This window comes from Pseudomonas oryzihabitans (assembly GCF_032027545.1).
Lineage (GTDB): Bacteria > Pseudomonadota > Gammaproteobacteria > Pseudomonadales > Pseudomonadaceae > Chryseomonas > Chryseomonas oryzihabitans_F.
Genome location: NZ_JAVSJB010000006.1, coordinates 124,104 through 136,789 on the forward strand (window position 1 = coordinate 124,104; position 12,686 = coordinate 136,789).

Consider the following 12,686-nt stretch of genomic DNA (forward strand, 5'->3'; position numbering starts at 1 on the left):
CAAGGCGATCGGCTACCGAAACAACCGGCGCAGACCATAGTCCTTGAATCGCTCATAAGGGACGAAGCTGTCCTCCACTTTCATGCGGAGCAGGGCACCTTCGTAGGCCTCGATCAGGAAGGCAGCGGCGGCGTCGGCCGTGACTCCCGGAGCCAGGGCAGCGGCGTCCTCGGCCTCCCGCAACACGGCGCGCAGATTGGCCTGCCAGAGTGCGAAGCAGCGCTGCAGTGTCGCGCGAAGTGCTGGGCTGCGGCTGGCAAGGGTTTGCGCCATGACGCCATAGAGGCAGCCGCCGAGCGGCTGCTCGCCGCGCAACTCCTGCTCCAGCGCAGCGAAGTAGTTTTCCAGGCGCTGCAGAGGCGGCTGCCCTGGGGCGTTCAGCAGCGCAACCAGATTCTCGCGGTAGTGCGTGGAATAGGCCTCCAGAACGGCGCAGGTGAAAGCTTCCTTGCTGGGGAAGAAGTGATAGAAGGAGCCCTTGGGCACGCCGGCCTCGGCCAGGATCGGACCGAGGCCCACGCCATCGTAGCCATTCGCCAACAAGGCCTTCAGTCCCACCTTGATCAACGCTTTACGAGTTTCGTTTTCTGCCATATGTTCAGAGTAGACCGGTCGTCTAGTAGAATCAAGAGCGGATCGAATGGCAGGAGGTTGGCATGGACACCAGGGGGAGCGAGGGCCGGCTAGCCGCGCGCGCAGCGCCGCAGCAGTACCAGGCGCGCTGGCTATACGGGGTATTGCTGATTACGGCCGCCACCCTGATGTGGAGCAGTGCCGGCTTCTTCGTGCGAGCGCTCGACCTCGATCTCTGGAGCCTGGTTGCCTGGCGCTCGCTGTTCGCCTGCCTGTGCCTGGTGCCCTTGGCGTTCATGCTGGGCGGCGTGGCGCCATTCCGGCTACGACGGAGCCTAGGGCTCGGCGGGACGTTGGCCATACCGGTGATGGCCGTGGCCATGTTCAGCTACGTCGCGGCGCTGAAGCTGACCAGCGTGGCCAATGTCATGATCATCTACGCCACCTTGCCCTTCGTTGCTGCGGGCCTGGCCTTCCTGTTGCTGAACGAACGGCCCGGCCGGAGCGCACTCTGGGCCGCAGGGGTGGCCTTGCTCGGCGTGCTGATCATGGCCGGCTCGGCCACCGCGATGGCTGATCTTGCCGGCAACGCCTTCGCGCTACTGATGACGATGGGGTTCGCCGCCTCCGTCGTGATCGCCCGGCGCTGGGCCGACTACGACGCCGTGCTGGTGACGGGGTTGTCCAGCGGGCTCTGCGGGCTGGCCTGCCTTGCCGTGGCCCTGGTCGTACTCCCGGCGGTGCCGATTCCAACCCTGCCGCAAATCGTGATCCTTTTTCTATTCAGTCTGGCTACCCAAAGCCTCAGCTATCTGTTCTTCCTGCTGGGTAGCCGCCATGTGCCCTCGGCGGAAGCGGGCCTGATCGCCTTGCTTGACGTCATTCTGGGACCGCTCTGGGTGTGGCTGGTCTTCGCCGAAGAACCCGGCACCCCGGCTCTTATCGGCGGTACCTTCGTACTGCTGGCGGTCGTGGGCTATCTCGTCTTGCCACGCGCGCGCTCAACCTAGCCGCGCCGGGCATGCAGGCGAAGAAAATCCGCGGATCCTCGTGCTTGGGCCCAGTTGCGCTGCATCCCGGCAACAAGGGCGGCCGAGACGAGATACACATCCAGGGCTCCTGTCTCCGCTCTGCCGCCTAGCCGCTTTATTCAGCGCTGGCCTTTCGGGGTCTGGTCGTGCGTTCCGTGCGGTCAGAGCGGCAGGCAGTCGCACGTTAGGCGGACAGGCAGGGCTCAAAGGTCTGTCCATTGCCTACACGGCCCCCCGATGGCCGGTCCTGTCACCACTCGCGTGGCCGCCGTTAGCTCGCACCTCGCTGCCGGCCTTTCGCAACATCTACTTGAAAATACTCTGAAAATTTTGCCGGAAGGCAGCTGGCGGGAAAGTCGCGTTCTTGAGCGGGTGGCGCCGGGCAAGTAAGTGTATGATGTCACTTATGATATTAATTTGCATTTACATCCGCATTGGAGTTGCTTAGCCTGCGTCCGCCGCGCAAGACGGCATCGGCTGCCGGTCCCTGGAAAGCCTCCAGCGAGTCCTTACGTGGGGTACGGACGGGTCGGTAGTCTCTCGATAGGACGACCAACGACATGCAGCTCTTTTCCGTGCGCATCCTGGCGCTTTCCGTTTCGCTCGGCGTGGCAGCGCTCGCCCAGGCGGCCCCCGTTTCGTTGTCGCAACCCGCGCAGCCGCTCGCTGATGCCTTGCAGGGCTTCGCGCGCACCAGTGGCCTGAAGGTGAACTACGATCCTGCCGCCCTGGCGGGCAAGCGTGCGCCGGCACTGTCGGGTCGGCTGGAGCCGGAACTCGCCCTGCAGCGCCTGCTGGCCGGCAGCGGCCTGGCCGCTTCGGTCACGGGCAACGTCGCCACCGTCGCCCCGGTGGCCAACCAGGCGGCGACGGGGAGCGTGGCCCTCGACGCCACCACCATCACCGCCGACGACGGCTCGCTCAGTGGCCGTGCGACCACCGAAGGCACCCATTCCTACACCACCGGGGCCATGAGCACCTCCACTGGCCTGCCGCTGTCCATCCGCGAGACGCCCCAGTCGGTGAGCGTCATCACCCGGCAGCGCATGGAAGACCAGGGCATGACCGACCTCAACGATGTCGTGAAGTACGCCCCGGGCGTCACCCTGAACAAGTTCGGCGGCGATCGCCAGGAATTCCTCTCCCGCGGCTTCCGCATCGACAACGTCATGTACGACGGCCTGCCCACCACGGCGGGGACCTTCACCCTGGACACCCTGTCCTCGGCCGACCTGGCTCTCTACGACCGTGTCGAGGTGGTGCGTGGTGCCACCGGACTGATGACCGGCGCGGGCGATCCCTCGGCCACCCTGAACCTGGTGCGCAAGCGGCCGACCGCCTTCCCGCAGGTCAGCGTCACCACCAGCGCCGGCAGCTGGGATCGCTACCGCACCGAGGTCGATGCCTCCAACAAGCTGAACGAAGCCGGTACCCTGCGCGGCCGGGCCGTCGCGGCCTACGAGGACGGCCACAGCTTCCAGGACGTCCGCGAGCGCCAGCGGCAGACCTTCTACGGCGTGCTCGAAGCCGATCTCTCCGATACCACCACCTGGACCATCGGCGCGTCCAAGCAGCGCGAGGACAAGACCTCCGACTGGGGCAGCCTGCCCAGCGGCCCCAACGGCGAAGACCTGCACCTGTCGCGCTCCACCTTCCTGAGCGGCGACTGGGCCTACTGGGATCAGGACACCTACACCCTGTTCTCGGACATAACCCACACCTTCGACAATGGCTGGAAGGCCAAGCTGGCGGCGCAGCAGGTCTGGGCTAATTCCGATACCTATTCCAACTACCTGACCTCCACGGCGCCGGACTTCAGCTACTCCTCCGTCAGCGATCTGGCTACCGCTTCCGGCGCCTATCGCACCGATTCCGACCAGCTCAACCTCGACGCCTCGGTCAGCGGCCCCTTCCAGTTGCTGGGTAGAGAGCATGAGTTGATGGCCGGGATCAGCCGCCGTCAGGAGAAGTTCTACCAGCGTGGTGGCTACTCCGGCGCGACTCCGGTCGATATCTACAACTTCCGTCCCAGCAGCATCCCCAAGCCGGCCAAGGACAGCCTGTCGCCCTATGCCAGCAAGAACACCACCACCGAGGAAGCCCTATACGCGGCGGCACGCTTCAACCCCATCGATCCGCTGCATGTGATCGTCGGCGGCCGCGTCAGTTGGTACGACTTCGACAATCTCTACAGCGACGCCGACTACAAGGCCACGCGTGAAGTCACTCCTTATGCGGGCATCATCTACGACCTGAACGACACCTACTCGGTCTATGCCAGCTATACCGAGATCTTCAAGCCGCAAAGCGAGCAGAATGCGGGTGGCTCGGTCCTGGCACCCATGACCGGCAAAAGCTACGAGATCGGCCTCAAGGGCGCCTATTTCGACGGCGCGCTGAACGCATCCGTGGCGCTGTTCGAGACCCTCCAGGAAAACCGTGCCTACCTACCGGCCAACCAGGCCACCTTCTGCCCTGGCTATCCCGCAAAGAGCTGCTACAGCGCGGCCGGCGAAGTCCGCAGCCGTGGTATTGATGCCGAGATCTCCGGTCAGCTCGCGCCCAATTGGCAGGCCTCTGCCGCGTACACCCTGCTACTGAGCGAATACACCAAGGACGTCACCTACGAAGACCGCCGTTTCGCGCCTGATCAGCCCAAGCACCTGTTCAAGGCCGCCACCAGCTACCAGCTGACCGGTGTCCTGAACAAGTGGCGCATCGGCGCCGACGTTCTGGCCCAGAGTGAAACCTTCCAGCGGGTCGGCAATGGCGAAGCCAAGCAGGACAGCTACGCGCTGGTGGGGCTGATGGCGGGCTACCGCTTCAACGAGCATTGGGATGGTCGCGTCAACCTCAACAACGTCTTCGACGAGAGGTATTGGCAGGGCATTCCGGAAGGCACCGGCCAGGGCGTCTACGGCGATCCCCGCAACGTCATGCTCAGTCTGAAGTGGACCCTCTGACCCCGCTGCCGACCTAGGCAACTCTCGACTCGCCCTTGTCCACGCCCCCGGACCTGGGCGAAGCTGCGGACTTCCGCGAAGGAGTGTCGCCCGTGTCCAGCCCTGCCATCCACCTCGAACGCTATGCCGACCGCCATGCCGAGGGCTTGGCCGCGCTCTATGGTGATCCCGCCGTGGCCCGCCAGGTGCTGCAACTGCCCTACCAGACCGCCGAGCAATGGCGGCAACGCCAGAGCGGTGAACGCGAGGGGCGGGTAGCGCTGGTCGCCTTGCAACGGGAACGGGTAGTGGGCAGTGCCAGTCTCGAACAGCAGCCACGCATCCGGCGCCAGCATTGTGGCGCCCTTGGGATGGGGGTCGCCCGGGATTGCCAGGGGCAGGGCATAGGTAGCCAGTTGCTGACCGCGCTGCTCGACCTCGCCGACAACTGGATGAACCTGCAGCGAGTGGAGCTGACCGTCTTCAGCGACAACGAGCCGGCCCTGGCGCTGTACCGCAAGTTCGGTTTCGAGGAGGAGGGCCTGCTGCGCCGCTATGCGTTGCGCGATGGCGTCTTCGTCGATTGCTACAGCATGGCGCGCTTCAAATCCTGACGAAGCGCTATATGAGAAAAACTTGAGTTCTATACAAGAAACCTGAGTTTGTCTCATGCATCCCGGGATAGGACAATGGGCACCTCGTCAGTTGGAGGTGTGCGATGGTCAGGCTTCATTCCCAAGGTTCCGCTTGGCTCGAGCGCGATGGCGAAGGCCCCTTGGCGACCAGGCCGCATTCCGGCCGCTCCGTGGCTGAGCTTGTCACCGACGGCGGCCAACAACGTCAGCGGGCCTGGCGCGCCCAGCAGGCGGCGGGCATCGAGCTGATCGGCATCGCTGACGTCGGCTGGGGCGATCGCGTCCTCGCCCATTCCTACCTGGTCGGCCAGGCGGCCGGGGGCGAAGCGCTCGAAGAGGCTAACCAGATCCGGCAGGCTCGGGCGCCCTGGTTCTCGGGCGAGCTGACCTACCGGGTTCCCGAATTCAGTCGTGACCAAGCCTTTGCGCTTGGTTGGGATCAACTCTTCGTTGAGGTGGCCGAGGCCCGTGCCTTGGGTCTCGCCGTCAAGCCGGTGATCCTGGGGCCCCTGAGCTACCTTTGGCTCGGTCGCGCCCGCGATACCGCCTTCGACCGGTTGGAGCTGCTCGAGCGGCTGCTGCCGGTCTACGGTGAAATCTTCGCCCGCCTGGCCACCCAGGGCGTGGAATGGGTCCAGATCGACGAACCCATCCTCAGCCTGGAGCTGCCGCTCGCCTGGCGGACCGCCTTCGAGCGGGCCTACAACCTGCTGCAGCGTGAGCCGCTCAAGAAGCTCCTGGCCGTGCGTGGGGGTGAACTGAGCGACAACCTGGGACTGGCGACCGGCTTGCCGGTCGAGGGCCTGCATGTCGACTGGCCCGCGACCGTCCAGGTCCAGCAAGGCCTCCTCGACCGTCTCCCGGCCTACAAGACGCTGTCCCTCGGCCTGATCGAGCAGGACGGCGCGGATGGCAGTGCACGGGAACGCCGGTTGCAGTTCGCGCGCCAGGCCGGCGAGCGTCTCAAGGAGCGCTTCTGGCTGGCACCCGACCAGGCGTGGTCGACGACGGCGGAAGCGGCATTCGGAGAGCTGGTCCGGGCTGCCCGCACAGCTGCCGAAGCCAAGGTGGCAGTGGCGGGCAACGAGGACAGAAGCTGGTCAGCGATAGAGGCGGCCCTGGCGAAACTGGGCGCCCAGGCCGGACTCGCCTCTCACTGAGGACGGCGAACCCGCTAGCGGTGGGCCGTCAGCAGCAGCCCACCCGCGCTGGCGAAGAAAGCCCCGGTGGCCTGGTTGAGGCGACGGACGCCCCGGGGGCCGCGGATGAAGCGGCGGATCTGCCGCCCGAACAGCCCATAGACGAAAGCTGCGACCAGCTCCGCGAACAGATGGGTTCCGCCCAGGTAGACGAACTGCTGGGTAGTGGGCTGGTCGGGATCGATGAACTGCGGGAAAACCGCGGCGAACAGCAGGATCGCCTTGGGGTTGCTGATGCCGATGAGGAACTCCTGCAGCATCAGCCGGTGCAGCGGGCGCGGCTGCGCATTGCCCGTCTCGTCCAGGTCCAGGCCGTCGAAGGCCCGGCTGCGCCAGCTCTTCACGCCCAGGTAGAGCAGATAGAGCGCGCCGATCCACTTGATCACCGTGAAGGCCATCTCCGAGGCCAGCAGCATGGCGCCCAGCCCTACCGCCGAGATCACCAGGAACACCACGAAGGCCACGTCGCGCCCGAGGGCCGCCAGCCCCGCGGTGACGGCGCCATGGCGGATGCCGTTGCTCAGCGAGCAGAAATTGTTCGGGCCGGGCGTCAGGGCGATGAGCAGGGCGACCGGAAAGAACAGCAGGGCATCGACGAGGTTCATGGCGGTCGCCTGGTGCGCCATGCAGGCGCGGAAGAGGAGGGTGGTGCGCTATTTAAACCGCCTTTCCACGCCTTTCTCCACCAGAATCTTCGCCGAGATTTCCTCCACGGAAAAATGCGTGGTGTTGATGAAGGGGATGTTCTCGCGGCGGAACAGACTCTCCACCTCACGCAATTCGAACTCGCACTGGGCGAAGCTCGCATAGCGACTGTTCGGCCGGCGCTCGTGGCGGATCGCCGCCAGGCGCTCGGCATCGATGGTCAGGCCGAACAGCTTGTCCTTGTAGGTCTTGAGCGAGGCGGGCAGCTGCAGACGCTCCATGTCCTCTTCGGTCAGCGGATAGTTTGCCGCACGGATGCCGTATTGCAGTGCCATGTAGAGACAGGTGGGCGTCTTGCCGCAGCGTGAGACCCCGACCAGGATGAGATCGGCCTGCGCATAGTGAGTGGTGCGGGCACCGTCGTCGTTTTCGAGTGCGAAATTGACGGCCTCGATGCGCTCCATGTAGTGGCTGTTGTGCATGATCGAATGTGACTTCCCTACCGAATACGAAGATTCGGCGGAAAGTTCCCGTTCGAGTGGGGATAAAAAGGTCGAGAAGATGTCGATCATGAACCCGTTCGACTGGTCCAGGATGGCCCGGATGTCACGGTTGACGATGGTATCGAAGATGATGGGGCGCGCGCCGTCCTGGGCGGCGGCGGCATTGATCTGCTGTACCATGGCCCTGGCCTTGTCCAGCGTATCCACGTAGGGACGCGTGACCTTCCTGAAGGTGATGTCCCCGAACTGGGCCAGGAGGCTCTGCCCGAGGGTTTCGGCCGTGATGCCGGTACCGTCGGAGATGAAGAAGGCGGTTCGTTGCATGGGATGGACGTCCAGGTGGCGTGCGGGGCAGGGATCGCTGCACTGTAACCTACCGCCGTCCACTGTCCATGGGACGAGCGCCGAGGCGTACTGCTTTCCCACAAAGACACAAGATGGAGAGAAGACCTTGGACGAGTATGTGATTTCACTGGAGCAGCTCGGCGTGCATGACGTCGAGCGTGTGGGCGGCAAGAACGCATCCCTCGGCGAGATGATCGCCAACCTGGCCGGCGCGGGCGTCTCCGTTCCTGGCGGGTTCGCCACCACGGCCCAGGCCTACCGCGATTTCCTCGAACAGAGCGGCTTGAACGAGCGCATCCACGCCGCCCTCGACGCCCTCGACGTCGACGACGTCGTCGCCCTGGCCAAGACCGGCGCCCAGATCCGCCAGTGGGTGATGGACGCCCCCTTCCCGGAGCGCCTGGACGCCGAGATCCGCAAGGCCTTCGCCGAGATCTCCGCCGGCAACCCCAACCTGGCCGTCGCCGTGCGCTCCTCGGCCACCGCCGAAGACCTGCCCGACGCCTCCTTCGCCGGCCAGCAGGAAACCTTCCTCAACATCCGCGGCGTCGACAACGTCATCCGCGCGGCCAAGGAAGTCTTCGCCTCCCTCTTCAATGACCGCGCCATCGCCTACCGCGTGCACCAGGGCTTCGATCACAAGCTGGTCGCCCTGTCCGCCGGCGTGCAGCGCATGGTGCGTTCCGAGACCGGCGCCGCCGGCGTGCTCTTCACCCTGGACACCGAGTCCGGCTTCCGCGATGCGGTCTTCGTCACCGCCGCCTATGGCCTGGGCGAGACCGTGGTGCAGGGTGCGGTCAACCCCGACGAATTCTATGTCCACAAGCCCACCCTGAAAGCCGGTCGCCCGGCCATCCTCAGACGCAACCTGGGCAGCAAGGCCATCAAGATGGTCTATGGCGAAGAAGCCAAGGCCGGTCGCTCCGTGCGTACCGTCGACGTCGAGCCCGCGGACCGTGCCCGCTTCTCCATCACCGATGCCGAGGTCACCGAGCTGGCCAAGCAGGCGCTGATCATCGAGCGTCACTACGGCCGCCCCATGGACATCGAGTGGGCCAAGGACGGTGACGACGGCAAGCTCTACATCGTCCAGGCCCGCCCCGAGACCGTGAAGAGCCGCGCCAGCGCCACCGTCATGGAGCGCTACCTGCTCAAGGACAAGGGCCAGGTACTGGTGGAAGGCCGGGCCATCGGCCAGCGCATCGGTGCCGGCAAGGTCAAGATCATTCGCGATGTCAGCGAGATGGATCGCGTCCAGCCTGGCGACGTGCTGGTCTCCGACATGACCGATCCCGACTGGGAGCCGGTGATGAAGCGCGCCAGTGCCATCGTCACCAACCGGGGCGGCCGGACCTGTCACGCCGCCATCATCGCCCGCGAGTTGGGCATCCCGGCGGTGGTCGGTTGCGGTAACGCCACCAGCCTGCTCAAGGACGGCCAGACCGTCACCGTCTCCTGCGCCGAGGGTGACACCGGCCTGATCTACGAAGGCGAACTGGATTTCGACATCCGCAAGAGTTCGGTCGATGCCATGCCGGAGCTGCCGTTCAAGATCATGATGAACGTCGGCAACCCCGACCGCGCCTTCGACTTCGCTCAGCTGCCCAATGCTGGCGTGGGCCTGGCCCGCCTCGAATTCATCATCAACCGTATGATCGGCGTCCACCCCAAGGCGCTGCTCAACTACGACAGCCTGCCCTTCGAGGTGAAGGAAAGCGTCGACAAACGCATCGCCGGCTACTCGGATCCGGTCGGCTTCTATGTCGAGAAGCTGGTGGAAGGGGTATCCACCCTGGCCGCGGCCTTCTGGCCGAAGAAGGTCATCGTGCGCCTGTCGGACTTCAAGTCCAACGAGTACGCCAACCTCATCGGCGGCAAGCTCTACGAACCCGAGGAAGAGAACCCCATGCTGGGCTTCCGCGGCGCCTCCCGCTACATCAGCGAGAACTTCCGCGATTGCTTCGAGCTGGAATGCCGCGCCATGAAGAAGGTGCGCGAGGAGATGGGCCTGACCAACGTCGAACTCATGGTGCCCTTCGTCCGTACCCTGGACGAGGCGGCGCGGGTGGTCGAACTGCTCGGCGAGAACGGCCTCAAGCGCGGCGAGAACGACCTGCGCGTCATCATGATGTGCGAGCTGCCTTCCAATGCCCTGCTGGCGGATGAGTTCCTCGAGCACTTCGACGGCTTCTCCATCGGCTCCAACGACCTGACCCAGCTCACCCTGGGCCTGGATCGCGACTCCGGCATCATCGCCCACCTGTTCGACGAGCGGAATCCGGCGGTCAAGAAGCTATTGGCCAACGCCATCGCCGCCTGCAACCGGGCTGGCAAGTACATCGGCATCTGCGGTCAAGGTCCCTCGGACCACCCCGACCTGGCCAAGTGGCTGATGGAGCAGGGCATCGAGAGCGTCTCGCTGAACCCCGATTCCGTGCTCGACACCTGGTTCTTCCTGGCCGAAGGCAGCGCCTGATCCCCAAGGTCACCCCGCCGGCCAAGGGTGGGGTGACCTCTCCCGGGATCAAGCCATTCATTTCCCCCGAACGCGCCGCTGCACTCACCGGGCCGCGTTCGCCGGATCGCCTGACCGGAACGGTCGCGATCCCTGCAAGAGACACTAGATGCAGCAGTACGACAGCGATGTGGAACAGGGCCTGATCTACGGCTATCTCCTCGACGGCCGTGGCGGCGGTCGCCGCCTGAGCCGGCGCGAACTGGCCGACGTCGAACCCACACCCAATGAAGTCCTGTGGCTGCACTGGGACCGCAGCGTCCCCGAGGCCCAGGCCTGGCTGCGCCAGTCCAGCGGCCTGAGCGAATTCGCCTGCGACCTGTTGCTCGAGGAGGCTACCCGTCCACGCCTGGTCAATCAGCCCGACGACAGCCTGCTGCTGTTCCTGCGCGGGGTGAACCTCAATCCCGGTGCCGTCCCCGAAGACATGGTCTCGCTACGGGTGTTCGTCGACAGACGCCGGGTGATCTCCCTGCGCATGAGGCCCATGAAGGCCGCTGCCGAGGTCCAGGAAGACCTGGAGGCGGGCATCGGTGCCCAGAGCGCCGAGGACTTGGTGCTCTACCTCGCCAGCTACATGACCAGTCGGGTCGATGATCTGGTTCGTGGTCTCTCCGATCAGCTCGATGGCCTCGAAGAGCAGGTCGATCAGGACGAGAACAGCCTGCCCGATCACGCCCAGGTGCTGACCCTCAGGCGCCGCGCGACCGGACTGCGGCGCTACCTGGCCCCGCAACGCGACATCTACGCCGATCTCGCCCGCGGCAAGCCCGCCTGGTTCGTCGAGGCGGCCAGCCAAGGCTACTGGAGCGAACTGCATAACAGCCTGGTGCGCAATCTGGAAGAGCTCGAGGTCATGCGTGAACGGGTCGCGCTGCTACAGGACGCCGAACAGCGGGCGACCACCGAAAGAACCAATCGCACCCTCTATCTGCTTGCCATCATCACCGGCTTCTTCCTGCCCATCAGCTTCATCACCGGCCTGCTGGGGATGAACATGGGAGGCTTGCCGGGATCGTCGTCACCCTTCGGCTTCGTGGCCGCTTGCCTGCTGATCGCCGCGGTGTCGGTCTTCCAGGTCTGGCTGTTCCGGCGACTGCGTTGGCTGTGACCCGCATGCACCTCGTTGCGTCAAGAGAACACGACCAGCGAGGTGCCTATGCACGATCCCTTCGAAGCGTCCCTCAAGGCGCTCCTCAATACCCCGGCGCAAGCCCAGGACGAGGAGGGCGATGACCAGGCCCGGTTGCATCGGGTGCTCAAGACCGCCAACCGCCAGGTCGGCGCCGGCGCGCTCTTCGATCTGATCGGCCGCCACTGGGTGTCGGCGCTGCTGATGGCGCTGGGCAACGGCGCCCCTCATCTGAAGCCGCGGTCCCGTCGCACCGGGCGGACCGATCCTTCTTCGCGGAGATCCTGAAGTAGATGGAATTCGATATCTGGACCCAAAGCCTGCTGTCCGCCATGACCACCCTGTGGAGCAAGGTGGCGGGCTTCATCCCGAACGTGTTCGGCGCCCTGGTGGTGATCCTGGCCGGCTTCGCCGTCGCCAAGATCCTCGATACCGTGCTTTCCAAGGTGCTGGCCAAACTCGGCCTGGACCGGGTGCTCGCCGGCGCCGGGGTCACCAAGCAACTGGCCAAGATCGGCATCCGCATGCCGGTCACCACCCTGATCGGCCGCATCGTCTACTGGTTCGTGCTGCTGGTGTTCCTGGTCTCGGCCGCCGAGTCCCTGGGTCTGCAGCGCGTCTCCTCCACCCTGGACGTCATGGCGCTCTACGTGCCGAAGATCTTCGGCGCCGCCCTGGTGCTCATCGTCGGCGTGCTGCTGGCGCAACTGGTCAGCGGCCTGGTCCATGGCGCGGCCGAGGGCGTCGGCCTGGACTACGCCGCGGGCCTGGGGCGTCTGGCCCAGGGCCTGGTGATCATCATCTCGATCTCCGTCGCCGTCGGCCAGCTGGAGATCAAGACCGAACTGTTGAACATGGTCATCGCCATCGTGCTCACCGCCTTCGCCCTGGCCGCGGCCCTGGCGTTGGGACTCGGTAGCCGGGGGTTAGTCTCGCAGATTCTGGCGGGCATCTACGTACGCGAACTCTATGAAGTGGGGCAGTGGGTGACCCTGGCGGACGTCGAAGGCGAGATCGAGGAGATAGGTACCGCGAAAACCCTCATCCTGACCGGGGAGGGCGACATCGTTTCGCTGCCGAACCGTCTATTACTGGAGGCTCAGGTGCGCAGCCGCTGACAGGCGCTGCGGAGATGGCTATCATGCCCGCCAATTTTTGGTAGTCAT

At 65.1% G+C, this 12,686-nt stretch carries 11 protein-coding genes; 8 read left to right on the forward strand and 3 right to left on the reverse strand.

The features are described 5' to 3' along the window. Window positions 1-12: 12 nt before the first annotated feature. The gene (locus RND78_RS11985) at window positions 13-558 is read right to left on the reverse strand and encodes a TetR family transcriptional regulator C-terminal domain-containing protein (RefSeq protein WP_312729004.1); all 546 of its coding nucleotides are present in this window, start codon (window positions 556-558) and stop codon (window positions 13-15) included. A gap of 98 nt (window positions 559-656) precedes the next feature. Here RND78_RS11985 and RND78_RS11990 point away from each other — a divergent pair, with 98 nt between their 5' ends. The 4 genes from RND78_RS11990 to RND78_RS12005 all read left to right on the forward strand — a co-directional run bounded on the left by RND78_RS11990 (window position 657) and on the right by RND78_RS12005 (window position 6,341). Continuing rightward, window positions 657-1,583 carry a DMT family transporter gene (locus RND78_RS11990; protein WP_312729005.1) on the forward strand — a complete coding sequence of 309 codons (927 nt, stop codon included), beginning with the start codon at window positions 657-659 and terminating at the stop codon, window positions 1,581-1,583. 581 nt (window positions 1,584-2,164) lie between these two features. Then, on the forward strand, window positions 2,165-4,567 hold the full coding sequence (locus RND78_RS11995; protein ID WP_312729006.1) for a TonB-dependent siderophore receptor: 2,403 nt from the start codon (window positions 2,165-2,167) through the stop codon (window positions 4,565-4,567). 92 nt (window positions 4,568-4,659) lie between these two features. Then, window positions 4,660-5,160: a GNAT family N-acetyltransferase gene (locus tag RND78_RS12000; RefSeq protein WP_312729008.1), complete on the forward strand. Its 501-nt coding sequence runs from the start codon at window positions 4,660-4,662 to the stop codon at window positions 5,158-5,160. A gap of 191 nt (window positions 5,161-5,351) precedes the next feature. Next, window positions 5,352-6,341 (forward strand): hypothetical protein, encoded by a 990-nt coding sequence (locus tag RND78_RS12005; RefSeq protein WP_312729010.1) that lies wholly within the window; start codon window positions 5,352-5,354, stop codon window positions 6,339-6,341. A gap of 14 nt (window positions 6,342-6,355) precedes the next feature. Here the strand turns inward: RND78_RS12005 and RND78_RS12010 are convergent, their stop codons facing one another. Beyond that, window positions 6,356-6,985 carry a LysE family transporter gene (locus RND78_RS12010; RefSeq protein ID WP_312729012.1) on the reverse strand — a complete coding sequence of 210 codons (630 nt, stop codon included), beginning with the start codon at window positions 6,983-6,985 and terminating at the stop codon, window positions 6,356-6,358. Window positions 6,986-7,033: 48 nt separating this feature from the next. Then, window positions 7,034-7,852 (reverse strand): pyruvate, water dikinase regulatory protein, encoded by an 819-nt coding sequence (locus tag RND78_RS12015; RefSeq protein WP_312729013.1) that lies wholly within the window; start codon window positions 7,850-7,852, stop codon window positions 7,034-7,036. A 127-nt stretch (window positions 7,853-7,979) separates the two neighbouring features. Between RND78_RS12015 and ppsA the strand changes: the two genes are divergently transcribed. The 4 genes from ppsA (at window position 7,980) to RND78_RS12035 (ending at window position 12,638) form a co-directional block, all read left to right on the forward strand. Continuing rightward, the gene (ppsA, locus tag RND78_RS12020; RefSeq protein WP_312729014.1) at window positions 7,980-10,349 is read left to right on the forward strand and encodes a phosphoenolpyruvate synthase; all 2,370 of its coding nucleotides are present in this window, start codon (window positions 7,980-7,982) and stop codon (window positions 10,347-10,349) included. Between the two features lie 148 nt (window positions 10,350-10,497). Beyond that, window positions 10,498-11,499, forward strand: coding sequence for a zinc transporter ZntB (locus tag RND78_RS12025; protein ID WP_312729016.1), 1,002 nt, complete (start codon window positions 10,498-10,500; stop codon window positions 11,497-11,499). Window positions 11,500-11,547: 48 nt separating this feature from the next. After that, entirely contained in the window at window positions 11,548-11,808 is a 261-nt protein-coding gene (locus RND78_RS12030) for a CrfX protein (RefSeq protein ID WP_312729018.1), read from the forward strand. Window positions 11,809-11,813: 5 nt separating this feature from the next. Beyond that, complete coding sequence (locus RND78_RS12035; RefSeq protein ID WP_312729020.1) at window positions 11,814-12,638, forward strand: mechanosensitive ion channel family protein; 825 nt, start codon at window positions 11,814-11,816, stop codon at window positions 12,636-12,638. The last annotated feature ends 48 nt before the right edge of the window (window positions 12,639-12,686 follow it).